The organism is Rhodococcus sp. NPDC057529, from assembly GCF_042802055.1.
Classification (GTDB): Bacteria; Actinomycetota; Actinomycetes; order Mycobacteriales; family Mycobacteriaceae; genus Rhodococcus_F.
Genome location: NZ_JBHVEY010000016.1, coordinates 179,708 through 203,492, shown reverse-complemented (window position 1 = coordinate 203,492; position 23,785 = coordinate 179,708). Strand labels below are relative to the sequence as shown.

General features: G+C 61.9%; 19 protein-coding genes and 1 pseudogene. 16 read left to right on the top strand and 4 right to left on the bottom strand.

What is annotated here, in order from left to right; translation table 11 throughout:
* Window positions 1-683, bottom strand: a 683-nt coding sequence (cofD, locus tag ACFU5V_RS28955; RefSeq protein ID WP_378703327.1) for a 2-phospho-L-lactate transferase, incomplete at its 3' end; no start/stop codon positions are given.
* A 204-nt stretch (window positions 684-887) separates the two neighbouring features.
* Window positions 888-2,093: a PucR family transcriptional regulator gene (locus ACFU5V_RS28950; protein WP_378703326.1), complete on the bottom strand. Its 1,206-nt coding sequence runs from the start codon at window positions 2,091-2,093 to the stop codon at window positions 888-890.
* 344 nt (window positions 2,094-2,437) lie between these two features.
* Between ACFU5V_RS28950 and ACFU5V_RS28945 the strand changes: the two genes are divergently transcribed.
* From ACFU5V_RS28945 to ACFU5V_RS28885, 13 genes and pseudogenes are all read left to right on the top strand, one after another.
* Window positions 2,438-3,745: a M20 family metallo-hydrolase gene (locus ACFU5V_RS28945; RefSeq protein ID WP_378703336.1), complete on the top strand. Its 1,308-nt coding sequence runs from the start codon at window positions 2,438-2,440 to the stop codon at window positions 3,743-3,745.
* A 118-nt stretch (window positions 3,746-3,863) separates the two neighbouring features.
* Window positions 3,864-5,285 (top strand): dihydropyrimidinase, encoded by a 1,422-nt coding sequence (gene hydA, locus ACFU5V_RS28940; protein WP_378703325.1) that lies wholly within the window; start codon window positions 3,864-3,866, stop codon window positions 5,283-5,285.
* Window positions 5,286-5,385: 100 nt separating this feature from the next.
* The gene (locus ACFU5V_RS28935) at window positions 5,386-6,669 is read left to right on the top strand and encodes a uracil-xanthine permease family protein (protein ID WP_378703324.1); all 1,284 of its coding nucleotides are present in this window, start codon (window positions 5,386-5,388) and stop codon (window positions 6,667-6,669) included.
* 166 nt (window positions 6,670-6,835) lie between these two features.
* Window positions 6,836-7,852, top strand: coding sequence for a TIGR03842 family LLM class F420-dependent oxidoreductase (locus ACFU5V_RS28930; RefSeq protein WP_378703323.1), 1,017 nt, complete (start codon window positions 6,836-6,838; stop codon window positions 7,850-7,852).
* A 68-nt stretch (window positions 7,853-7,920) separates the two neighbouring features.
* On the top strand, window positions 7,921-8,691 hold the full coding sequence (npdG, locus tag ACFU5V_RS28925) for an NADPH-dependent F420 reductase (protein WP_378703322.1): 771 nt from the start codon (window positions 7,921-7,923) through the stop codon (window positions 8,689-8,691).
* Between the two features lie 60 nt (window positions 8,692-8,751).
* Window positions 8,752-9,396 carry a 2-phospho-L-lactate guanylyltransferase gene (cofC, locus tag ACFU5V_RS28920; RefSeq protein ID WP_378703321.1) on the top strand — a complete coding sequence of 215 codons (645 nt, stop codon included), beginning with the start codon at window positions 8,752-8,754 and terminating at the stop codon, window positions 9,394-9,396.
* Window positions 9,397-9,422: 26 nt separating this feature from the next.
* Window positions 9,423-12,035 (top strand): bifunctional FO biosynthesis protein CofGH, encoded by a 2,613-nt coding sequence (locus ACFU5V_RS28915; RefSeq protein ID WP_378703320.1) that lies wholly within the window; start codon window positions 9,423-9,425, stop codon window positions 12,033-12,035.
* A gap of 116 nt (window positions 12,036-12,151) precedes the next feature.
* Window positions 12,152-13,237, top strand: a complete 1,086-nt coding sequence (locus ACFU5V_RS28910; RefSeq protein ID WP_378703319.1) for a Re/Si-specific NAD(P)(+) transhydrogenase subunit alpha — start codon at window positions 12,152-12,154, stop codon at window positions 13,235-13,237.
* Window positions 13,234-13,386: a hypothetical protein gene (locus ACFU5V_RS28905; RefSeq protein WP_378703318.1), complete on the top strand. Its 153-nt coding sequence runs from the start codon at window positions 13,234-13,236 to the stop codon at window positions 13,384-13,386. Before ACFU5V_RS28910 ends, ACFU5V_RS28905 begins: the two co-directional genes overlap by 4 nt.
* Window positions 13,386-13,709 (top strand): NAD(P) transhydrogenase subunit alpha, encoded by a 324-nt coding sequence (locus ACFU5V_RS28900; RefSeq protein ID WP_378703317.1) that lies wholly within the window; start codon window positions 13,386-13,388, stop codon window positions 13,707-13,709. Before ACFU5V_RS28905 ends, ACFU5V_RS28900 begins: the two co-directional genes overlap by 1 nt.
* On the top strand, window positions 13,709-15,133 hold the full coding sequence (locus tag ACFU5V_RS28895; protein WP_378703316.1) for an NAD(P)(+) transhydrogenase (Re/Si-specific) subunit beta: 1,425 nt from the start codon (window positions 13,709-13,711) through the stop codon (window positions 15,131-15,133). The genes ACFU5V_RS28900 and ACFU5V_RS28895 overlap by 1 nt, the downstream gene beginning before the upstream one ends.
* A gap of 175 nt (window positions 15,134-15,308) precedes the next feature.
* Complete coding sequence (locus tag ACFU5V_RS28890; RefSeq protein ID WP_378703315.1) at window positions 15,309-16,934, top strand: PucR family transcriptional regulator; 1,626 nt, start codon at window positions 15,309-15,311, stop codon at window positions 16,932-16,934.
* Between the two features lie 475 nt (window positions 16,935-17,409).
* A pseudogene (locus ACFU5V_RS28885) lies at window positions 17,410-18,150 on the top strand (transposase); the annotation flags it as partial.
* A gap of 231 nt (window positions 18,151-18,381) precedes the next feature.
* Here ACFU5V_RS28885 and ACFU5V_RS28880 read toward each other — a convergent pair.
* Window positions 18,382-18,873 (bottom strand): winged helix-turn-helix transcriptional regulator, encoded by a 492-nt coding sequence (locus ACFU5V_RS28880; protein ID WP_378703314.1) that lies wholly within the window; start codon window positions 18,871-18,873, stop codon window positions 18,382-18,384.
* Between the two features lie 641 nt (window positions 18,874-19,514).
* Window positions 19,515-20,477, bottom strand: a complete 963-nt coding sequence (locus ACFU5V_RS28875) for a LysR family transcriptional regulator (RefSeq protein WP_378703313.1) — start codon at window positions 20,475-20,477, stop codon at window positions 19,515-19,517.
* Window positions 20,478-20,599: 122 nt separating this feature from the next.
* Between ACFU5V_RS28875 and ACFU5V_RS28870 the strand changes: the two genes are divergently transcribed.
* Genes ACFU5V_RS28870 through ACFU5V_RS28860 form a run of 3 tightly spaced genes read left to right on the top strand, consistent with a single transcriptional unit; the run spans window position 20,600 to window position 23,574 of the window.
* Window positions 20,600-21,391 (top strand): igiC, encoded by a 792-nt coding sequence (locus ACFU5V_RS28870; protein ID WP_378703312.1) that lies wholly within the window; start codon window positions 20,600-20,602, stop codon window positions 21,389-21,391.
* Between the two features lie 28 nt (window positions 21,392-21,419).
* The gene (locus ACFU5V_RS28865; protein ID WP_378703311.1) at window positions 21,420-22,763 is read left to right on the top strand and encodes an SLC13 family permease; all 1,344 of its coding nucleotides are present in this window, start codon (window positions 21,420-21,422) and stop codon (window positions 22,761-22,763) included.
* 25 nt (window positions 22,764-22,788) lie between these two features.
* A complete protein-coding gene (locus ACFU5V_RS28860; protein WP_378703310.1) occupies window positions 22,789-23,574 on the top strand; it encodes an SDR family oxidoreductase in 786 nt (261 codons plus the stop codon).
* Window positions 23,575-23,785: the final 211 nt, after the last annotated feature.

Here is a 23,785-nt window from a genome sequence, read left to right as displayed (position 1 = left end):
GCCCCCCGGATCCCGGGCACCGCCAGGATCGCGCCGACGCTGACCACCGGATTCGACGGCGCCAGCAGCACGATGTCGGCGCCCTCGATCGCCTCCACTACCCCCGGCGCCGGTTGTGCCTGCTCGGCGCCGATGTGCGCGAAACTGTGCGTCGGGACCTGCGCGCGGTGCCGAACCCACCACTCCTGGAAGTGGATCGCCCGCTGCTCCCCGTCCTCCGGGTCGGTGATCACGACGTGAGTTTCACTACGATCGTCGGTGACCGGCAGCAACGTCACACCCGGCTGCCAGCGGTTGCACAGCGCCTCGGTGACCGCCGACAGCGGATACCCCGTCCGCAGCATCTGGGTGCGGATCAGGTGGGTCGCGATGTCCCGGTCGCCGAGCCCGAACCAGTCCGGTTTCGCCCCGTAGGCGGCGAGTTCTTCCTTCGCGTTCCAGGTTTCGCCGGCATGCCCCCACCCCCGGGCGGTGTCGATACCGTCGCCGAGGGTGTACATGCAGGTGTCCAGGTCCGGGCAGATCCGCAGCCCGTGCATCCACACATCGTCACCGACATTGACCACCGCCGTGATCCGATGCGCCGAACCCCCACCGCCCGGCGCATCGGCACCCAGAAGTCGCCGCACCCCTTGCAGGAACCGGGCCCCACCGACCCCGCCAACCAATACAGTCACGTTCACGATCGGGCGCTGTACATGAAGTGTCCGGAACCTGTCGAGCCGGAAGCGCGGATACCGATACGCATAGAGATCCTCCATTTAACTTCTTCAACCACTAGGGTTTCGGCGCGCGCTGCCGCGCACATGCGTGCCGTCGCGCAAGGCACATCTCTACCCCGTGGGACGCTCAGGTGGCTGGGAGAAAATCGGTGATCAGCAGCATGATCACTCGAACGATTTCTGCGCGAGTGCGACTATAGCCTGAGCGGCCTGTTCCGGGATAGTCATGTCCATACCCGTCAATTCTCGAAAACGACGTAGCCGCTTCATGACCGTATTGCGATGACAAAACAGTAGCGCGGCACTTGTGCTTACATCGCCGTTGGCAGCGTATACCCGCACGGTCTCAAGTAGCGTCGAGCGCTCAGCGTCTTTGCATTGTTCCAGCCCGAACAGCAGGGAGGCCTGGAAGCCGGGCATCCGCTCGTTCAAGCTAGCCCCTGCAATCAATGGCCATACGTCGGACATTGTTGCGGGCCCCCGATGGTCCGGCCGCATGGTCATCGATACTTCGCACGCTATTGCGGCAGCCGAATGTAGGTGCGCGAGTCCTCGATGAAGAGGGGCGATTCCGCAGTGCACCTGCCGCAGTTCCCGTTCGTCGGCGCCGTGTTCCCAGCCGTTGACGATATCGAGAAGTTCGCGACTCTCGTTCGCCGCCGCGACCCAGATTGCGACCGTGCAGCCGCCCATCGCGTGAGTGTAGGCAACTCGACCTTTGCGCCGTTGGTTCTCAGTGAACTGCCGAAGTGCACTGTCCACGGCTACGACCGAGGCGGCCACCCAGATACCGTCACCGGCAGCGATGGAGAGCGCTTGGCCTGCGCGGGCAATGAAGGTCGTTGACGGATGGTCGTCGAACAGCAGTTGCGAGACGAGTGATTGAACGCTCATCGATCGCTCTTGGGCGATCGCAACCACTTCTTCGGTATATGCGGTGTGGATTCGTCCTGCAAAGGTATCGACCACGCGCCAGACATCCTCCGCGTGAACAGCCAAGATCAGTGCATCTTCTGGGCGCGACAACGACAGCAGGGACGACCAAATCGCACTGAAGTCCCGATGAACCGCCGCTGTCAGCTTCTCCGATTCGACCCCCTGTCGAGCCCTCCGTACTCCGACGCGGCGAGGGAAATCCCGATCCTCCTCGGTGATCGCCGTACCGCCCAGCTCCTTCAGCAATAGGCCGAACGCAGAGTTCGCGGTCGCCCGCAGCTCTTGCGCGTTGACGCGAGATTCGTAAAATAAGCGCCCGCCCTCGACCTGTTGCATGAAGGTGTCAGCGAGCAGATCGCGGTGGCGCCCGACTTCTTCAATCAGCTCCATCCACCTACGCTCAGTCTGACTGCGCAGGTAGTCCTTGCTTTCCATAAGGGACACCGTAGCGACATCAACCCTCGTCGGTAGAGCCCCCAGATATCCCCAGCCGTAGACAGTGGGAACTGACCGTCTGGGGAAGGACAGAAGTCGGTGAGACGTGACGATCCCACTTTGGGTGTGCAAGTGCACTCGGTCTGGGCGCGTTTCGGGTGCTCTCGGCGATGGAAATCTGTCACATTGTCACTTACGGTTATGTGACTGAAGACACAGGTAAACGCGCTGTGCATGCGTCATCTTGCTAAGTCAACGGTGCGACGGGACCAGAAGTGTCCCCGCAGAATATGTCACACAAGACCGGTCGGTTTGAAGCCGCAATTCTCGAGGAGCTTATCGATATGAACCCCTCCACTGAGCTAGGTACTGAAGTATTGCTGCCGCGCAGCAAGGAGGAGGGCGACGACTTTGTCGCGGACTTTGCGACGATGTCCGGTTTCGGCGCGACCGAGGCCGGCGGCGTGGAACGGCAAGCTGCAACTGCGGCCGATGCTCAGACACGCCGTTGGTTGGCGCAATGGCTGCGCGAGAGAGGTTTCCGTGTCAAGCGCGACCGGATCGGGAATCTCTTCGGACTCCTGGAGCTGATTCCAGGAGCGCCATATGTTCTTGTCGGCTCGCACCTCGACAGTCAGCCGCGCGGCGGACGTTACGACGGTGCTTATGGGGTATTGGCTGCGGCACATGCTGTCGACCGCATCCGCAGGCACTACCAGTCGAACGGCGTCTCTCCGTCAGTGAATCTCGCCGTGGTCAACTGGTTCAACGAAGAAGGATCCCGGTTCAAGCCCAGCATGATGGGCAGCGCGGTCTACACAGGCAAACTCGACCTGGAGACGGCGTTGAACACAACCGACGCCTCTGGCACAACCGTTCGTGAGGCACTCTCAGTCATTGGTGAACTCGGTGAGGAAGACGTATTCGGCACGTCCCTGGCCCCCGCTGCGTATGTCGAGATCCATATCGAGCAGGGCAAAATCTTGGACAAGCAAGGCGTCGACATCGGGTTGGTTACCTCGACATGGGCGGCCAATAAGTACGAGATCTCCGTGCACGGGGCGCAAGCGCATACTGGATCAACAGAGATGGCAGATCGTCAGGATGCTCTCTACGGTGCGGCACTAGCTGTCGCAGCGGTGCGAGAACTCGCAGATCGATACGACGACCGGCTTCACACCTCCTGCGGTCAGTTGACCGTATATCCGAATTCTCCGGTAGTCGTGGCCCGTGAAGTTCAGATGCATCTCGATCTCCGTTCGCCCGACGATTCAATTCTCGCTGAAGCAGACGAAATTCTGCGCCGCCAATTCGCGAAAATCGAAGTTAAGGCGAACGTTCAGATCGAAAAGCGCCATGCACACACTTGGGCCGCAAACTTCTACCAGAAGGAGGGCGTGGAACTCGCCCGTGCTGCCGTCAACGATTTGGGTTTGAGCAATGTTGAAATCCGTACTCGTGCAGGCCACGACTCGACGAACATGAAGGAGATCGTGCCGTCGATCATGCTGTTCATTCCCAGCGTGGACGGAATTTCCCACAGCGAACTCGAGTACACCCACGACCACGATCTCTGCAATGGTGTCGATCTCACTGCCGAAATCCTCCTGCGTCTTACCCATGGCCATCTCGCAGAGCAGCGGGCACAGTAAGTTCCCGCGGATCAGGCCACGGGAACGCGTGCGTCAACGTCGCCGCACGCGTTCCCGTTCCCAATAGATCGACCGACAGAATCGTCCCGGATAACAATCTCAATCAAGGGCAACGGCAATGAGCAGAACACTAATTTCAGGCGGCACTATCGTCAATGCGACCGGGACAAACCGGGCAGACGTCCTCGTGGACGGAGAGACGATCGCCGCAATACTGGCACCGGATTCACTGCTCATCGGAAAAGACGGTGCGCCGGCAGTGGACGGAGTCATTGACGCCACTGGAAAGTACGTGATTCCCGGTGGAATTGACGCTCACACCCACATGGAGATGCCGTTCGCCGGCACCACCGCATCGGACACCTTCGAGACGGGTACACGGGCAGCCGCGTGGGGCGGGACCACCTCGATCGTCGACTTCGTCGTGCAAACCGCGGGACAGAACCCTTTGAAGCAGTATGAACTGTGGCACGAGAAGGCTGCCGGAAACTGCGCAGTCGACTACGGGTTTCACCAGATCCTCAGCGACGTCCAGGACTCGTCGCTGACGGCGATGGACGAACTGATCAACGAGGGCGTCACCAGTTTCAAATTCTTCATGGCCTACAAGGGCGTCTTCCTTTCGGATGACGGGCAGATCCTGCGGGGGATGCAGAAGGCGTCCGACAACGGAGCGCTCATCATGATGCATGCCGAAAACGGCAGCGTAATTGATGTTCTGGTGCAGCAGTCCATTCAACGAGGTGATACCGCACCCTACTTCCACGGCGTGACCCGGCCCTGGCAAGCGGAAGCAGAGGCAACCCACCGCGCAATCATGCTCGCCGATCTCACCGGAGCCCCGCTGTACATCGTCCATGTCAGTGCCAAACAGGCCGTCGAGCAGATCGCTGTCGCCCGGGACAACGGCCGTAACGTCTTTGCCGAAACGTGCCCTCAGTATCTGTACCTCTCGCTCGAAGAACACCTGGGCGCACCTGGATTCGACGGGGCGAAATGGGTCTGCTCGACGCCCCTTCGATCGCGCGCCGAAGGACACCAAGAGCATATGTGGCAGGGCTTGCGGACGAACGATCTACAGGTCGTATCCACTGATCACTGCCCCTTCTGCATGAAGGGACAGAAAGAGATGGGACTGAACGACTTCTCCAAGATCCCCAATGGTATCGGCACGGTCGAACACCGAATGGACCTGCTATACCAGGGCGTGGTCATGGGCAAGATTTCGCTATCCCGTTGGGTCGAACTGTGTTCTACCACCCCTGCCCGGATGTTCGGCATGTACGGACGCAAAGGAGTGCTCCAGCCCGGTGCCGATGCGGACATCGTGGTCTATGACCCCAATGGCCATACGAGCATCGGCATCAACAAGACCCACCATATGAATATGGACCACTCCGCATGGGAGGGATTTGAGGTCGACGGCCATGTCGACATGGTGATGTCCCGGGGAACGGTGCTCGTCGACGACGGCCAATACTTTGGCCGAGCCGGCCATGGGCAGTACATCAAGCGTGGCCTCAGCCAGTATCTGATCTGATCCAGAAACTGTCTCAGGATCGGAGACATATGGGACTGCAACAATTTTCGGACGGATTCTGCTGAACAAGCACACGGATCCCGTACAGAAAGTTAAACCTATGGGGATTCTCCGCTGGGATCCGGTCGCGAGCGACGACCTGGTTCAACCATGGCAGCGCTTGAGCTGGCCGAAGACGATCGGCATCGGCATGCAGCACATCGTGGCGATGTTCGGTGCCACATTCTTAGTGCCGGTTCTCACGGGATTCCCGCCGTCGACTACCCTTGTCTTCTCGGGTATCGGTACATTGCTGTTCCTGATCATCACCCGAAATCAACTACCGAGCTATCTCGGATCCAGTTTCGCAGTGATCGCCCCGATCACTGCGGCAACAGCCTCACAGGGGGCTTCGAGCGCGCTGGGAGGGCTTGTCGCTGTCGGTGCGCTCCTGGTTCTGATCGGAATTCTCGTTCATGCCTTCGGTACCGCATGGATCGAGAGTGTCATGCCGCCAGTCGTCACAGGAGCAATCGTCGCGCTGATCGGCCTCAATCTTGCCCCCGTCGCCAAGGAGAAATTCAGCGCCAGTCCACTCAGTGCCACGGTCACCCTAGTAGCACTCATAGTCTCGCTCGCGTTCTTCCGAGGAATGCTTGGTCGGATGGCCATCTTCTCCAGTGTGATCCTCGGCTACTGCGTGGCTCTCAGTCGTGGGGAGGTAGATACCTCCGCTATTGGTCATGCCGCATGGTTTGGATTGCCCGACTTTCAGTCGCCTACCTTCTCGGCAGCAGTACTGCCGACATTCCTTCCTGTCGTACTGGTACTCGTAGCGGAAAACATCGGCCATGTGAAGTCTGTTGGGCAAATGACGGGAGTCAACTACGACCCGTACATCGGCCGAGCAATCGTCTCGGACGGAGTAGCCACCGTCCTCGGCGGTTTGGGAGGCGGTTCTGCTACCACGACATACGCGGAGAACATCGGAGTGATGGCGGCGACGAAGGTCTACTCGACAGCCGCGTACTGGATCGCAGGAGTCACGGCAGTCCTTCTAGGGTTGATGCCGAAAGTGGGAGCGGTGATTGCAACGATTCCCGATGGAGTGCTTGGTGGAATAACAACGGCCCTATACGGTCTGGTCGGCATTCTTGGTGTGCGGATCTGGGTCAGCAACCAGGTCGACTTCTCTCTGCCAATCAATCAGTTGACCGCGGCCGTCCCGCTCATTCTCGGAGTCGCAGATTTTACGCTGGATCTCGGCAACGTTTCTTTCGGTGGAATTGCTGTCGGTTCGATCGCGGCAATCGCTATCTATTTGGTCATGCGGATCCTCGGGTGGCGCACTCGGAGCCAGGTCGGACCCGAATTGCAAACACCTCTTGCCTCTATGCGCGAGTAGCGAAATCTCGCCCGCAGACCGGTAGCTATTAGCGCAGTGCGCTACTGCTGACTCACCGAATATGCACGGAACTCTCACCTCCCATGAATCGCGGAGCGCGTACAAGCGCTCTCGTACCCACGAAACTGCAGCGTCTCAAAGCTTGCAGAGATGGAAAGGAACAGTAATGGATTTCGGAATCGTACTTCAGTGCGACCCGCCGGCATCACGCGTCGTCGAGTTGGCCGTGGCGGCCGAGAACCGCGGGTTCTCGAACGTCTGGACATTTGACTCGCACCTGCTGTGGCAGGAGCCGTATGTCATCCACGGCCAGATCCTCGCTGCCACTCGCAACGTCGTTGTCGGGCCGATGGTGACGAACCCGCTCACCCGTGACGCCACCGTGACTGCCTCCACCTTCGCAACACTGAACTCGATGTACGGCAATCGAACAGCCTGTGCGATCGGTCGCGGCGATAGCGCAGTCCGGTCGCTCGCGGGGAAGCCGTCGACCCTGGGCACCTTGCGTTCGGCAGTCAAGGTCATCTCCGATCTGGCAAATGGGCGAACGACCGAGGTCAACGGCAGCACAGTTCGTTTTCCGTGGGCGTCGAAGTCAAGGCTCGATGTCTATGTCGGCGCCTATGGCCCGAAGGCCCTCGATCTCTGTGGTCAGGTCGCGGATGGCTTCCTCCTCCAACTCGCCGATCCGGCCATCGCGAAGTGGACGATCGAGCGGGTCAAGAATGCCGCGGCCGATGCTGGCCGCGACCCTGACGACATCAAGGTCTGTGTCGCGGCGCCTGCCTACGTCGGCGACGACCTCGAACACCAGCGTGACCAGTGTCGGTGGTTTGGCGGGATGGTGGGTAACCACGTCGCCGACATCGTCGAGAAGTATGGCACCGATGGCGGTGTACCCAAGGAACTCACTGAGTACATCAAGGGACGGCAGGGCTACGACTACAACGAGCACGGGCGGGCCGGCAATACGCACACGTCCTTTGTTCCGGACGAGATCGTCGATCGGTTCTGCATTCTCGGCACGCCCGAGATTCACATCAACCGCCTGCAGGAGCTCGAGAAGCTCGGCGTCGATCAGTTCGCAATCTACCTTCAGCACGACGGACAGGACCAGACGATCGTCGAGTACGGACAGTCGATCATGCCGATGATCAACCCGGTCGGCAGCGCAATCCTCTAAGTACTCCTCCGAACCCTGGCTTGGCGTACGGCCGCGTCCTCACACCGACTCCCTTCAACGGAGCACGCGTGAACGCGGCCCGCCACTGCCGTGCCCATTCCGGGCGGACCATTATCGAAAGGCTTTCAACAATGCCCACGTCACCGGTGGACGAGCAGCACACCTCAAACATCTCGTACGAAGTCCTAGCCGTGATCGGCGGCACCGGCCCCCAGGGGAAGGGACTCGCATACCGATTCGCAGCAGCCGGGCACCGAGTTATCATCGGCTCGCGATCGGCGGAGCGAGCGATCGGCACCGCGACCACAATTGCCGAGCGGATCGGACAGAGCAACATCGTTGGTATGACCAACGAGCAGGCATGCAAGGAAGCTGACATCGTCGTACTGGCAGTACCGTTCGCCGGACATTCCGAGTTGGTCGAAGAGCTCGCCCCGTTCCTCGATGGCAAGACCGTGGTCAGCTGCGTCAATCCGCTCGGATTTGACAAGCATGGCCCGTACGGGCTGACCGTGGAAGATGGCAGTGCGGCAGAGGAAGCCCAACGACTGGTGCCAGGCGCGCGGATGGTCGGAGCGTTCCATCACCTCTCTGCTGTGACCTTGTGGGGTGACAGCGAGACACTTGAGCACGAGGACGTGCTGATCTGCGGCAACGATGACCATGCAAAGGCAGCAGTGAGTAGACTCGCTCAACACATCACAGGCCGTCCAGGCATCGACGCCGGCGCACTCCGCCTCGCACGTCAACTCGAGCCACTGACATCCGTCCTGATCAGCGTCAACAAGAGGCACAAGGTGACTGCGGGAATTCGAATTGCAGGCCTGGCGCATGTCTAGCAACTCCGATCGTGGAGTTGTGACAACGGTGGACGCAGAACCGTGCCGGAGTGAAAACCCATGTGGTCGGTAGTCGTTCCGGTCAAAGACCTCATGCACGCTAAGAGTCGCCTGCTCGTCGGTGCGCACCGCCCCAAACTGGCGCTCGCGTTCGCGCAGGACACCGTCGCAGCACTCAGTCGCAGCCGAGATGTTGGCGTGGTTTTCGTGGTAACAGAGGATCGTACGGTCCGGGAGACGCTTTCGTCACCGAATGTGTGTTTCCTCGACGATCCGAAGATGGGCTTGAACCAGTCGATCACGGAAAGCATATCTACAGTGCGCTCCTTGGGATTCGGAGAGAAAGTTGCAGTTGTCGTTGCGGACCTTCCGGCCTTGAGGCCAGACGACTTCTCGGCAGCGAGTGCAATTGCCGCGAACTTCCATTTCAGCTTCGTCGCGGACCAAGACGGACGAGGTACGACAGCCCTCTTCTTCTCTGACTCGATGGCTGGTCAGCCGCGCTTCGGTCCAAACTCCAGCCGAGCGCACACCCTGGCGGGCAGCGTGGAGCTGGACATGCAGGGGATCGACGGAATTCGTAGAGATGTCGACGAGGTAGAGCACCTAGAAGCCACGTGCGAGTTGGGCCTCGGGGACCACACACGCGCGGCTCTCCAGGGCATACCGGATATAGCACTCAAGCCCTCCAGGACTTTCGCGTGAACACGAAGATGAACGAAGTTGGGTTTATGTGCACTAGCAAGGCGGAGCAGAACGAGCCGATTTCTGAAACGGTTGCAGAGCATGCCCCGACTTCGTCTGCGATGCGGCGGGTGTTGCGGCGGGCGCGGGACGGTGCCACGTTGAACGTGGACGAGGCGGCGGTGTTGTTGCAGGCGCGCGGCGAGGATCTGGTGGATCTGTGTTCGTCGGCGGCGAAGGTGCGTGATGCCGGGTTGCTGGCGGCGGGTCGGCCGCGGGCGGTGACGTATTCGCGCAAGGTGTTCATCCCGCTGACCCGGTTGTGCCGGGACCGGTGCCATTACTGCACGTTCGTGACGGTGCCCGGCAAGTTGCGGGCGGAGGGGCGGGGGGCGTATCTGGAACCGGGCGAGGTCCTCGAGATCGCCCGGCAGGGGGCCGAATTGGGCTGCAAGGAGGCCCTGTTCACGTTGGGGGACCGGCCGGAGGAGCGGTGGCCGGAGGCCAAGCAGTGGCTCGACGAGCGGGGCTACGACTCGACGCTGGACTATCTGCGGGCGATGTCGATCCGGGTGCTCGAGGAGACCGGGCTGCTGCCGCACCTGAACCCGGGTGTGATGAGCTGGGAGGAGATCTCCCGCCTCAAGCCGGTGGCCCCGTCGATGGGGATGATGCTCGAAACCACGTCTCGGCGCCTCTACGAAACCAAAGGTCTGGCGCATTTCGGGAGCCCGGACAAGGATCCGGCGGTGCGGTTGCGCACCCTCACCGACGCGGGCCGGCTCAGTGTGCCGTTCACCACCGGCATCCTGGTCGGGATCGGGGAGACGGTCCGGGAGCGGGCCGAATCGATCATGGCGATCCGCAAGTCGCACAAGGCGTTCGGGCACGTCCAGGAGGTGATCGTGCAGAACTTCCTGGCCAAACCGGACACCGCGATGCGCGATGCCCCGGACGCCGGCCTCGAGGAGTTCACCGCGACGATCGCGGTGTCGAGGTTGCTGCTGGGCCCGGGGATGCGGATCCAGTCACCGCCCAATCTGGTGTCGACCACCGAATGCGCGGCACTGTTGGGGGCGGGGGTCGACGACTGGGGTGGGGTCTCGCCCCTGACCCCCGATCATGTGAACCCGGAGCGGCCGTGGCCGAACCTCGACACCCTGGCCGAGATCACCGCGGCCGCCGGGTTCGAGCTGACCGAGCGCACCGCGGCGCAGCCGCAGTTCGTGCTGGCCGGCCCGCCGTGGATCGACCCGCGGATCACCGGGCACGTGCAGGCGCTGGCGGACCCGGACACCGGGCTCGCGAAACCCGATACCAGGCCGGTGGGGTTGCCGTGGCAGGAGCCGGACGAGTCGTGGGAGTCGACGGGCCGGGTGGATCTGCACACCGGGATCGACACCGACGGCCGCCGCACCGACACCCGCAGCGACCTGGGCAGCGCGTTCGGGGACTGGGAGACCGTCCGCGAGCAGGTGCTGGAGTTGTCCGGGCCGGTGCGGGTGGACACCGACGTCCTGGCGGCGCTGCGGGCCGCCGAACGCGACCCGGCGGGGCTGTCGGACGACGAATATTTGGCGTTGGCGACCGCCGACGGTCCGGGGCTGGAGGCGGTGGTCGCGTTGGCCGATCAACTGCGCAAGGACGCGGTCGGCGACGAGGTCACGTATGTGGTGAACCGGAACATCAACTTCACCAACATCTGCTACACCGGGTGCCGGTTCTGCGCGTTCGCGCAGCGCAAGGGCGACGCGGACGCGTTCACCCTGTCCACCGACGAGGTCGCGGACCGGGCGTGGGAGGCGCATGTGGCGGGGGCGACGGAGGTGTGCATGCAGGGCGGTATCGATCCGGAACTGCCGGTGACCGGGTACGCGGATCTGGTGCGGGCGGTGAAGAAGCGGGTGCCGTCGATGCACGTGCACGCGTTTTCGCCGATGGAGATCGTCAACGGTGCCTCCCGGGGTGGGCAGAGCATCCGGGACTGGCTGGTCGAGCTGCGGGAGGCGGGTCTGGACACCATCCCGGGTACCGCGGCGGAGATCCTCGACGACGAGGTGCGGTGGGTGCTGACGAAGGGGAAGTTGCCGACCGCCACCTGGGTGGAGGTGGTGACCACGGCGCACGAGGTGGGGTTGCGGTCGAGTTCGACGATGATGTACGGGCATGTCGACAATCCGAAGCATTGGGTGGGGCATCTGCGGGTGTTGTCCGGGATTCAGGACCGGACCGGTGGGTTCACCGAGTTCGTGCCGTTGCCGTTCGTGCATCAGAGTGCGCCGTTGTATCTGGCGGGGGCGTCGCGGCCGGGTCCGACGAACCGGGACAATCGGGCGGTGCACGCGTTGGCGCGGATCATGTTGCACGGGCGGATCCCGAACATTCAGACCAGTTGGGTCAAGTTGGGGGTGACCGGCACCCAGGTGATGTTGCAGGGTGGGGCCAACGATCTCGGGGGCACGCTGATGGAGGAGACGATCTCCCGGATGGCGGGATCCGAGCACGGATCGGAGAAGACCGTCGCCGAGTTGCGGGCCATCGCCGAGGGCATCGGCCGCCCGGCCCGCGAACGCACCACCACCCACGCACGACGGGACGAGGCAATAGCGACGACCGGTCCGATGGCCTGCCGCGTTCTCAGTCCAGCAACGACGGAGTAGAAGACGAAGTGCCTGACCGCGCTGAGTCAGCACTTCGCTGCATCCAACTGGTCTTACAGCAGCCTCCCACTGCTACCTATAAGGAGCTGAAAGTCTTGCCGAAAAGCGTAAGAGAGGTGCCACGCATCGGTGTCGTTCGGGAGTCGAACGACGATGAGCGTCGGGTGGCGTTGGTGCCGAAGATCGTGGCGTCGTTGATCGCCAAGGGCGTCGACGTGGTGGTCGAGTCGGGTGCCGGGTTGGGCGCGTTGATTCCGGACGAGTTGTACACCGGGGCGGGGGCGAAGATCGCCGACCCGTGGTCGGCGGACGTGATCGTCAAGGTCGCGCCGCCGTCGGACGAGGAAGTGGGCCGGTTGCATGCCGGGCAGACCCTGATCGGGTTCCTCGCCCCCCGCAATCAGGACAACCAGGTCGCCGCGCTGAAGGCGGCCGGGGTGGCGGCGTTCGCCGTCGAGGCGATCCCGCGGATCTCCCGCGCCCAGGTGATGGACGCGCTGTCGTCGCAGGCCAACGTGTCCGGCTACAAGTCGGTGCTGCTGGCGGCGTCGGAGTCGACCCGGTTCTTCCCGATGCTCACCACCGCCGCGGGCACCGTCAAGCCGGCCACGGTGCTGGTCCTCGGGGTCGGGGTCGCCGGCCTGCAGGCCCTGGCCACGGCGAAGCGGCTCGGCGGCCGGGCCACCGGCTACGACGTGCGCCCCGAGGTCGCCGACCAGGTCCGCTCGGTCGGTGCGCAGTGGCTCGATCTCGGGATCGACGCCGCCGGTGAGGGCGGCTACGCCCGGGAGCTGACCGAGGCGGAGCGGGCGGCCCAGCAGCAGGCGCTCGAGGACGCGATCAAGGGCTTCGACGTGGTCATCACCACCGCCCTGGTCCCGGGCCGCCCGGCACCGCGCCTGGTGACCGCCGCCGCGGTGGAGGGCATGAAACCGGGCTCGGTGGTGGTCGACCTGGCCGGCGAGACGGGCGGGAACTGCGAGCTCACCGAACCCGGTCAGACGGTCGTCAAGGCTGGGGTGACGATCTGCTCGCCGCTGAACCTGCCCGCCAGCATGCCCGAGCACGCCTCGGAGCTGTACTCGAAGAACATCTCCGCGCTGCTGGAGCTGATGCTCGTCGACGGGGCGCTGGCCCCCGATTTCTCGGACGAGGTCCTGGCCGCATCCTGCATCACCCGCGAAACCAAGGAAACGTCATGATCACAACACTTTTCAGAACCCTTGCGACACCGCTGGCGGTGTTCCTCGACCACGTGATGGTTCCCCGGCGCACCTTCGAGTTCTTCGACCTCTCCGAGGAATTCAGCTGTGATGTGAACTCCGATCATGGGATCGAGGTGGCGCACTGATGTATTCGGAATTGTTGGCGAACATCGCGATCCTGGTGTTGTCCGGGTTCGTGGGGTTCGCGGTGATCTCCAAGGTCCCGAACACGTTGCACACCCCGCTGATGTCGGGCACGAACGCCATCCACGGCATCGTGGTGCTCGGCGCCCTGGTGGTGCTCGGGAAGGTGGACAACCCGCCGTGGGGGCTGCAGGTGATCCTGTTCGTGGCCCTGGTCTTCGGAACGATCAACGTGGTCGGTGGTTTCGTGGTGACCGACCGGATGCTGGCGATGTTCAAGTCCAAGCCCACCGCGCCTGCTGCTGAGAAGGGTGGGGACCGGTAATGGAGTACCTGGTCAACGTGTTGTACATCGTGGCGTTCTCGATGTTCATCTACGGTCTGATGGGTCTGACCGGCCCGAAGACCGCGGTCCGCGGTAACCAGATCGCCGCGGTCGGCATGGGTGTCGCCGTGGTGGCGACCCTGATCTCGATCCGGGACACCTCCAACTGGGTGCTGATCGTGTCCGGTCTGGTGATCGGTGTGGTGCTGGGGGTGCCGCCGGCATTGCGGACGAAGATGACCGCGATGCCGCAGCTGGTGGCGTTGTTCAACGGTGTCGGCGGCGGCACCGTCGCGCTGATCGCCTATGCGGAGTTCCTGGACTCGGACGGGTTCACCGCCTTCGCGCATGGTGAGTCGCCGACGGTGCACATCGTGATCGCCTCACTGTTCGCGGCGATCATCGGGTCGATCTCCTTCTGGGGTTCGGTGATCGCGTTCCTCAAGCTGCAGGAAACGCTGCCGGGCCGGCCGATCGGCATCGGCAAGCTGCAGCAGCCGCTCAATGCGGTGCTGCTGATCGGGGCCGTCGCGCTCGCGGTGGCCATCGGGGTCAAGGCCATCGACCCGACCGGTCCGACGTCGCAGTGGTGGATCGTCGGTGTGCTGGTGCTGGCCGCGGTCCTCGGGTTGATGGTGGTGCTGCCGATCGGCGGCGCCGACATGCCCGTCGTCATCTCCCTGCTCAACGCGCTCACCGGTCTGTCCGCCGCCGCGGCGGGTCTGGCCTTGAACAATCAGGCGATGATCGTGGCCGGCATGATCGTCGGTGCGTCGGGTTCGATCCTGACCAACCTGATGGCGAAGGCGATGAACCGGTCCATCCCGGCGATCGTGGCCGGCGGATTCGGTGGCGGCGGCGTCGCGGCGGCGGTCGGGGACGGGACCGCGAAGACGGCGAAGTCCACCTCGGCGGCGGATGCGGCGATCCAGATGGCGTACGCCAACCAGGTCATCGTCGTTCCCGGCTACGGGTTGGCCGTGGCGCAGGCCCAGCACGCGGTCAAGGACATGGCCAAGCTGCTCGAGTCGAAGGGTGTCGAGGTCAAGTACGCGATCCACCCGGTGGCGGGCCGGATGCCCGGGCACATGAACGTGCTGCTCGCCGAGGCGGATGTCGAGTACGACGCGATGAAGGAAATGGACGACATCAACGACGAGTTCTCGCGGACCGATGTCACCCTGGTGATCGGCGCGAACGATGTCACCAACCCGGCCGCCCGCAATGATCCGTCGTCGCCGATTCACGGGATGCCGATCCTGAATGTGGATCAGTCGAAGTCGGTGATCGTGCTGAAGCGGTCGATGAACTCCGGCTTCGCCGGCATCGACAACCCGCTGTTCTTCGCCGACACCACCTCGATGCTGTTCGGGGATGCGAAGAAGTCGGTCTCCGAGGTCACCGAGGAACTCAAAGCCCTCTAGGCCCTCCGGGCCCGTGCGTTCTTGCTTGCTCGCTTCGGGCAAGTGAGCGCGCACACCAGATTCTACGTTTGTGCAGCATGAGGAATGCTCCGGCGGGGTGCGAGGTACCACATCGATTCCGGTCCGCTCAGCTCAGCGAACGGATCATCTGTCCAACAGGAATGCTCTGATCGCCATGCCAGTAAGTGTTTTTGACGTATTGAAACTTCCCCTGGTGGATACGTCGCTGCCCCAAGTCTTAGCGGGTGCTCACCGCCTGGACAACGAAGTCCGATGGGTCCACGTATCTGAACTGAACACCATCGCAAGTCTTCTGCGCGGTGGTGAACTCGTCTTGACCACGGGTATGGCACTCAACGCCGATGATATCCAGGGCGTTGAGTACCTGCAGTCTCTAAAAGATGCAGGTGCGTGCGGACTTGTTGTCGAACTCGGGGCCACCCTGGAGAAGGTCCCTGCGGCCGTTGCTGCGAAGGCGCAACGACTGGAGTTCCCGCTGATCGCGCTGCGTCGAGAAATCAGATTTGTCGAACTGACACAGATCGTCCATGAGATGCTCGTGGGGGAGCAGTACACCCATATCAAGTTCGCTCGCGACGTGCATGAGGCCTTCACCTCGCTCAGTTTGGACAACGCTACGGCGGAAGTGATTACCAGGCGCACCGCCGAGATGTGTGACGCGTCGGTTGTCCTCGAAGATCTCAGCCACACGGTGCTCGCCTACGGCACGACCTCTGATTCTCCAGCGTCACTGCTATTCGATTGGGAGCAACGTTCGCGACTATCGGTTGACCGTCGAGCGAACACCGGCACCGGCGAACGTTGGCTTACAACGCCAGTTGGGATGACGGGCAACCACTGGGGGCGGTTGGTGATGCCTCACCCGCCCCAAGACGCGTTGCCGGTCAAGATGGTGCTCGAACGCGCCGCCCAAGCGCTCGAACTGGGGAGAATGGTCGAGCGGGACCGAGTGAGCCTGAGGTTTCAGGCACAAGGCGGATTGTTGGGGGAACTATCCAACGGTGCAGTCGAAGAAATCGAAGCGGTAACAAGGGCGGCTGCTCTCGGATTCAAACCCAGTCGCGTATACCTTCCGATCATCATCAGAACAGGGAGCGGCCGCGGGGAAGCTGCCTTCGCCATCCATCGCCGAACGAAGCACCTCGCCGAACGCGCCGCACAGGCGGCAGAAGCCGCCGGGATAAGCACGCTTACCGGATTATGGGGGGAACGCGAAGTCGCGGTCATCGCCGCTTGTCCTTCCGGGGATCGCGAGACCGAATCCCTTGACCGATTCTGCGTGGCCTTCGAGCGGGGCCCTCACGGGAGTTTCTCGGGTCGGCGCAGCGAACTGGTGGGTGTGGGCAGAAGTGCACATCAGCTGACAGTTGCCGCCGCGTCGCTGCGCGAAGCCGGCCACGCCGCCGAAGTAGCGTCCGCGACAACGCAAAGATCCCCGAGGCTCTACTACCGCATCGGTGAACTACGGGTCCGCGGGTTGCTTACGCTCCTTGCCAAGGATTCGAGGGTGCAGACCTTCGTTGAGTCCGAGTTGCAGCGACTCCTCGCACACGATGCACAAACTGGCGATCGGTTGGTCGACTTCTTGCGGATGTTCCTCAATGCTGGCGGCAACAAGTCGGAACTCTCACGCGTATCCCGGCTTAGCCGGCCGGCCCTTTACAGCCGGCTTGAGAAAATCCAGCGAATACTCGACGTCGACCTCTCTGATCCGGAATCTCGGCTCTCGTTGCACATTGCACTTGTCGCGTATGAGCAGCGTTCGGCCGCAGAAGGATAGGCTAGTCCGTCCTCAACATCGGCGATTGAGTGGTAATGCTTGTTGTTTCGGCAGCATCAACCGAAATCGCCGCGGTGTAGATCCAAGCTTTGACTGGTCTCGGCTTGGCGCGAATGCACATAGCCACAGGAGGGGGCGCTGACGGACATTAGGGTGGGGCGGTCCAACGGAAACGGAGCCGATATACGGTGGTGTGCGCGATTCCCAGCCGTGCCGATACCCGAGGGTGGAGCTTGCGTCCCGGACGTCCCATCTCTTACCAAGGGGGTTGTGACGAAACCTCGAACCCACGGCCGAGAAGGGGCAACTTCGGGCGTTGCGTGCGATCCTTGAACACTGCGGACGGCGGACTCAACCGGTCGATGCAACACCTCGATCACGGAGGTGTGCGATGGGATGCACCAACAAGCAGATGCCTGAGGCGCCGACGGGTGCCAGGCGGTAGTGGGCGGCGGACAGGGCATTGCGACCTCCGATGCGTTCACCGGGTCGGCCGGAGCCCTCTCGTGCGGTGCAGCGGGACTTCTGGCGGCGGATCGCATCGGGAGTGACGACGGTCGAGGCCGCGGAGGCCGTCGGCGTGTCATGGCCGGTCGGGTGCCGTTGGTTCCGCCACGCTGGTGGCATGCCGCCGATCAGCCTGGACGAGCCCACGGGCCGCTACCTGTCGTTCGCCGAGCGTGAGGAGATCGCGCTGTTACGCGCCCAGGATGTTGGCGTGCGCGAAATCGCTCGCAGGATCGGACGTGACCCGGGAACGATCTCACGCGAACTGCGCCGCAACGCGGCGACCCGGGGCGGCAAGTCGGTCTACCGGGCACTGGTGGCGCAGTGGAAAGCGAAACAGGCCGCGAAGCGTCCGAAGACGGCGAAGCTCGTGGGCAACGATGGGTTGCGAAAGTACGTGCAGGAGAGGCTCTCCGGCAGCGTCCGCCGACCCGACGGCACGATCATCCGTGTGCCCGAGACGCCTGCGCGGAAGGGGCTGAACAAGCCGCATCGGCAGGACAGGCGATGGGCGACGGTCTGGAGCCCGGAGCAGATTTCGCACCGGCTCAGGATCGACTTCCCCGATGACGAGTCCATGCGCATCAGCCATGAGGCGATCTACCAATTGTTGTTCATCGAGGGCCGTGGCGCGCTCAAACGGGAGCTGGTCGCGTGCCTGCGCACCGGGCGGGCGCTGCGGGTTCCCCGAGCGCGGTCGCAGCACAAGCCGCTCCAGGTGGTCCGCCGAGGACCGCGAAGCCGTCGCCCTGGCGATCAACAACCTGTCCCGTAAGATCCACGACTGGCGAACCCCGGCCGAGGTCTTCGCCGAGCAGCTATGCTCACTGCAACAGCCAGGTGTTGCGACGACCGATTGAATCCGCCCAGTCTCGAACGATCGCTATGGAATTCGACGTGATTCAGCCGGCGAAACGAAAGCTCACGTATATACCGGTGGTTATGAGCGCATCAGGCGGAGCGCCACCGACGGGTCGGCGGGCCTTCTCCACTCCGTGCTCTCTGCACTGAGTGGGAGGTTGCATTCGGTGCACCAGTCCGCCGAGTTCGCCTCCCTTCCGCACCGAACGCACGAGATTTCGAGTGTGCTGCGACTCAGTTCGCCATCACTTCGGTGTTTTGCACCCCATTGTGCGAGGGCGTGGAGGACAGGCAGTGTTGCTTGGCCCGCGTTGGTCAGCCTGTATTCGTACCTTGCCCGCGCCGTGCCGCCGCCGTACTTGGTTGGATTTACAAGGCCGGCGTCGGTTAGTGCGTTCAGCCGCTTGCTCAGCACGGTATCGGCGACTTCCAGGCGGTCGCGGATGCTATCGAAGCGTAAGTTCCCGGTGAAGAGCTCTCTCAAGACGAGAACTGTCCAGGGGTCGCCAAGAACGTCGAGGCTCCGGGCTATCGGGCACGACTTGGCCGACCAATCTGAGCGTAGTGGCATAGGCTTCCATCCCCTCTACAAAAACTCTTCTCAAGAGAGTATTCTACTCCCTGTCGCCGGCTCTACAAGTCATCGAAACCTTACGTGCGGTGATCGGCGGTGTTCGAGAGCTCTCACCGAAGTGGAGACGAAGTGTCGTACATCATCGTGAACGGTGCCCGGGTTGACGTCCCGGATTATGTTGCCCTGGATCTCGTCGATCGGATGGCAGCACTTACGAGAGACGAGTGCGTGATCGTCGAATGGTCGGATGCGGACTTGGGCGCCTGCCGAGCCTATCTCCCCTATGAAACTGCGTTGGTCACGGTGATGGGACCTACCTCGGAGGAGGGCGGGGGCCAGTCAACTCCCATTCGCGCGTCGAGTGTCCAATGCGGTCGTGTCTCGCGATGACCGAAGGTGCACAACGGCGGTTGCGCGATACGGAACGGCGCCGACTTTCGTATGCGGTACCAATGAATTCCGTCAGCCGAAGCGGCCTTTGCCAGCGATGCGGGCGCGGTGACTGTGTGGCCCCGACTCCGGATAGCCAGAGGCAAGTATCGTCTCACCCGCGGATGACTGCACAATTACCTCGCGACCGAGAGGAGTTGGTGGATCCCGCGGCTCATCCGATCTGTCGACAACGTATAGCGCTCGCGTCACGACGGATCCATGGATTCTTTGTACTGACGAGAATTCCTCGACGACCCGCGCGTTGTGCCTCTGGGTGGCTGGTTCGATCGAATGAAGTCCGCCAGACGTTTTGCGCTGGAGGAAAGCTTGAACTGGCGGCTCCAAGACAGGACCGTGTGGCGGACGAAAGTCGTGTCGGCTATCCCGACGCCTCGCACGCCTTCGATTCCGGTGAGTTGGAGGGCGAGTTCGCTCATGATGCCGATGCCGAGGCCGGATCGCACCATCGAGACGAGAGTGTGAGGGGAAGCCACCCGGCGCGCGGCGGCGACATCGACCCCGGCTGTCCTGAACAGCCGTGCAGTTTCGGGGGAGAGTCCCCGTGCCCCATCTCCACTGCCCGGAGTAATTACAGACTCGCCTTCCAACTCAGTCACATCGGCGACAACGTTATCGGCGAGGCGGTGGCTTGGGTGGACGACAAGCGTGAAGGGCTCTTTCCATAAGTGAGCACACTCCAGTTCGGGCGCATTGGCCACATACTCAAGGGGGACGATCGCGAGTTCAGCCTGCCGGCTAAGCAACATCGCAGGCAAGGTCGCAGTCGGGCCCTCCATGACGTGCACGTCGATGTTGTGCTCCACGCGGGTAAATCGCTCGATCAAACCTGGCGCGAACAATCCTGCAACGCTTGACATACAAGCCAAACGCACTGTGCCGTAGGTGGAGCCGTGAATCGCTGTCATTTCCGCGCGCGCAGCCTGGAGGGTTGTCAGGACGTCCTTTGCTCGTCCCAGGAAAACTTCACCAGCCACGGTCAGGTGTAGTGGTCGGGAACTGCGATCGATCAAGACGATCCCGAGCTCCGACTCGAGCTTGGCGACGTGTTCGCTCACCCGAGATTGAGCTTTGCCGAGCGTCTGCGCGGCCCTGACAAAGCTCCGCTTATCCGCCACAGTGACAAATGAATTGATCCAGTCGAGGTGCACTGATCCACAGTATCCGGAAATCGGATTGCAACTATCTGTTACGGGGGGGTGCGCCTGCTGCCGCGGATGCATATCGTGATCCGGCACAGTGATTGATCTCACGACAAGAGAAGGTATGTGGCATGACCAACAACACTGATATTGCGGGCACCACACACGATCGCACCCGCTACCGCAACGCGATGGGCCCCCGCGGAGTCATCGGCGTTATGACCCCAGGTCCCAACGTCAACGTCGAGAACGAGATGATGGACATGCGTCCCGAGGGGGTTGTGAACGCGATCGATCGCTACTACGTGCCGAATCAGTCAATCGGTGAAGATGAAGACTGGACGATCATCATGAAGCACGTTGCTGCGAATCTTGACGATTCCGTTGAGCGTCTGAGCGAAGCGCTGATTGATCATCTCGTGTTAGCCATGTCCTCTCAGAGCTTCATGGGTGGTGTCCGCGGCAGTTTCGCCTTGCTCGATCACCTTCGCGAGAAGTCCGGTGTCGATGTATCGATGGGCGCTCAAGCGGCGGAGCAGGCACTAAAGGAGGTCGGTGCGCGCCGGGTCGCGCTCGTGACTCCCTATTACCCGGTCATCGAGAAGAATGCAGCTAGCTACTTCGAGGGCAGAGGTTTCGAAGTCGTACACGTCGAAGGACTGAAGTGTCGAAGCATTGTGGAAGTCGGCTCGCAGACACCAGACCGACTGCGTTCGGCTGTGACGGTGGCAAACAGCTTCAATCCCGACGCCATCATTCAGCTCGGAACCAACCTCCGTTTCGGTGAGGTCGCACCCGTCCTCGAAGAGGAGCTGGGCAAGCCAGTCTGGGCCGTCGGCACTGTGATCTATTGGCATGCGCTGCGTGCGATGAAAATTGACGATCAGTTGGAAGGCTTCGGTTCGCTGCTGGCCAAGCACTGAAGCGGACTGACGACACGCGGAGACCGACATGTCGGTAGAACTCATCTCGGTAGGAATGCTCGTTGTCGTTTTCCTTGTGGCGACCGTGTTCCACGTGCATATGGGCGCCTTAGCCCTCGTAGCGACATTCGTCGTGGGAGTTGGTCTGGCAGGGCAATCTGAATCAGAAGTACTCCAGGGATTTCCCGCTGAGCTTTTCGTTGTCCTTGTGGGGGTGACCTATCTCTTCGCGATCGCGAAGGCGAACGGCACGATCGATTGGCTCGTCGACGCTGCAGTAGCCGCCGTTCACGGCAGGGTGTGGGCCTTTCCATGGATCATGTTCCTTATCTCCGCAGCGCTTGCCGGCATGGGTGCGGTGCCGCCCGCTGCGGTCGCGATCATCGCTCCTACGGCCATGAGAATCGCGCACCGTTACAACATCAGCCCCTTGCTTATGGGACTTATGGTCGCCAATGGTGTGAGCGCGGGCGAATTTTCACCGATCGGGGTCTTTGGGCTGATCGTAAATGACATAGCGGTGCAGAACTCGATTGAATCCTCACCCGCTCGACTGTTCATCTGCACGTTCCTGGTCAACGCAATCATCTGCTACCTGTTGTATCTGTTCATCCACCGTCGCGGCCAACGTGCGCTCGGCCGGGGCGAAGCTCAGGCGGGTGCGGTCCCAGAACCTACCCCCGACGCGGTGGGGGGATACCTGAGGGACAAGGTCACGTCGACGACGAAGACATCTACCCAACTGTCAGGTACGCGAACCGCGGTTCGTGAGAGGGCACTGACCCCACAAGTCGCGCTCACGCTAACCGGGATCTCCGCCATGGTCGTCGCGGTAACAGTGCTCGAACTGGATATCGGCTTTGTTGCACTTACGATTGCAATCCTGCTGAGCATCGTGTCGCCAGCGGGAAGCAAAGAGGCACTGACGCAGATCGCCTGGCCCACAGTGTTCCTCATTGTAGGCATCGTTACCTACGTCAACCTGCTTCAAGAGATCGGCACAATCACCTATGTCTCGGATGCAGTGGCTCACCTGCAGTCGCCTCTGTTGGTAGCGTTGCTGATTTGCGTCATCGCCGCGACCGTATCGGCCTTCGCCTCGACTACGGGCATTCTCGGCGCACTGATTCCCTTGGCGGTGCCGTTCCTCGTAGCCGGCGAGGTCAGCTCCGTCGCAATGCTCATCGCCCTGTGTTTGTCGTCATCCCTCGTCGACGCCTCACCGTTCTCCACAACGGGCGCACTCGTCGTAGCTAACACAGCAGACGAGGATCGAGATCGCACACTCAGCAACCTCATGCGCTGGGGGATGTCAATGATCGTGATTGCACCGATCGCCTCGTGGGCGCTCTTTGTCCTTCCGGGATGGTAAAAGCGTTCTGAAGAAAGGAAAATTGATGGAACTTGAACTTAATGGTCGCGTAGCTCTGATTACGGCCGCCGCTGGCGGCTTGGGCAGCGCAGTCGCCCACGCGCTGGGCAATGCCGGCGCGACTCTCGTCCTCGTGGACCGCGAGGAATTACGAGTCAAAGAGGTCGCCCGCGAACTCGGCGAACGGGGCATCGACGTCACGAACGCCATCTGGGACATGTCAGATCACGACGGTCTCGACAGACTAGTCGATTCGGTTCTCGCTGAGCGCGGGCAAGTGGATGTTCTCGTGAACATCACCGGTGGTCCGCCAACCACTCAAGCCTTCGGCGTCGATCGCAGAGTGTGGCGGGACAACTTCGAAACCATGGTGCAATCCGTGATCGGGCTGACAGATTCATTTCTCCCCGGGATGATGGACCGCAAGTGGGGCCGGGTTATTACGTCCACGTCCTCCGGCGTCGTGACGCCAATATCTGGTCTCACATTGTCGAACACGCTTCGCGCCTCGCTTGTGACCTGGTCCAAGACGCTTGCCTCGGAGGTAGGAGAGCGCGGCGTTACGTCGAATATCGTTGTTCCCGGTCGTATTCTGACGAGGCGGGTCCAAGCGCTTGACCGTGCTCGCGCGGAACAGTCGGATCGAGCGGTCGAAGATGTCGTGGCCGAAAGTACCCGATCGATTGCGCTTAGGCGCTATGGCAGCCCGCGCGAGTTTGCTGATCTTGTCACGTTCCTTGCAAGTGAGCGTGCATCGTACATCACAGGATCGGCAATCCGTGTAGATGGTGGGCTGATCCCGAGCGTCTGAACCGGTTGCACGCCGCCGCGGAAAGTTCTCGGATTCAAGTCGCCAGGTCCGGTCGCCCGGACTTGGCGACGCTCCTATTCGCGGATGCAGCTGTCTATGCCTCAATTGAGGGTGATCTCCGCCATCGGCCGGGCGCCAGCTCATTCAACATTGATCTGGACGGACGGTAGCTGTCGATGAGATTGCTAATGTCCGTGCCATCGCGGCCGCG

Excerpts from the sequence above, each read along its gene's own strand:
- ACFU5V_RS28950 (WP_378703326.1), bottom strand. The coding sequence starts at position 2,093 with ATGGAAAGCAAGGACTACCTGCGCAGTCAGACTGAGCGTAGGTGGATG.
- ACFU5V_RS28945 (WP_378703336.1), top strand. The coding sequence starts at position 2,438 with ATGAACCCCTCCACTGAGCTAGGTACTGAAGTATTGCTGCCGCGCAGC.
- hydA (WP_378703325.1), top strand. The coding sequence starts at position 3,864 with ATGAGCAGAACACTAATTTCAGGCGGCACTATCGTCAATGCGACCGGG.
- ACFU5V_RS28935 (WP_378703324.1), top strand. The coding sequence starts at position 5,386 with ATGGGGATTCTCCGCTGGGATCCGGTCGCGAGCGACGACCTGGTTCAA.
- ACFU5V_RS28930 (WP_378703323.1), top strand. The coding sequence starts at position 6,836 with ATGGATTTCGGAATCGTACTTCAGTGCGACCCGCCGGCATCACGCGTC.
- cofC (WP_378703321.1), top strand. The coding sequence starts at position 8,752 with ATGTGGTCGGTAGTCGTTCCGGTCAAAGACCTCATGCACGCTAAGAGT.
- ACFU5V_RS28915 (WP_378703320.1), top strand. The coding sequence starts at position 9,423 with ATGTGCACTAGCAAGGCGGAGCAGAACGAGCCGATTTCTGAAACGGTT.
- ACFU5V_RS28905 (WP_378703318.1), top strand. The coding sequence starts at position 13,234 with ATGATCACAACACTTTTCAGAACCCTTGCGACACCGCTGGCGGTGTTC.
- ACFU5V_RS28900 (WP_378703317.1), top strand. The coding sequence starts at position 13,386 with ATGTATTCGGAATTGTTGGCGAACATCGCGATCCTGGTGTTGTCCGGG.
- ACFU5V_RS28895 (WP_378703316.1), top strand. The coding sequence starts at position 13,709 with ATGGAGTACCTGGTCAACGTGTTGTACATCGTGGCGTTCTCGATGTTC.
- ACFU5V_RS28890 (WP_378703315.1), top strand. The coding sequence starts at position 15,309 with ATGCCAGTAAGTGTTTTTGACGTATTGAAACTTCCCCTGGTGGATACG.
- ACFU5V_RS28880 (WP_378703314.1), bottom strand. The coding sequence starts at position 18,873 with ATGCCACTACGCTCAGATTGGTCGGCCAAGTCGTGCCCGATAGCCCGG.
- ACFU5V_RS28870 (WP_378703312.1), top strand. The coding sequence starts at position 20,600 with ATGACCAACAACACTGATATTGCGGGCACCACACACGATCGCACCCGC.
- ACFU5V_RS28865 (WP_378703311.1), top strand. The coding sequence starts at position 21,420 with ATGTCGGTAGAACTCATCTCGGTAGGAATGCTCGTTGTCGTTTTCCTT.
- ACFU5V_RS28860 (WP_378703310.1), top strand. The coding sequence starts at position 22,789 with ATGGAACTTGAACTTAATGGTCGCGTAGCTCTGATTACGGCCGCCGCT.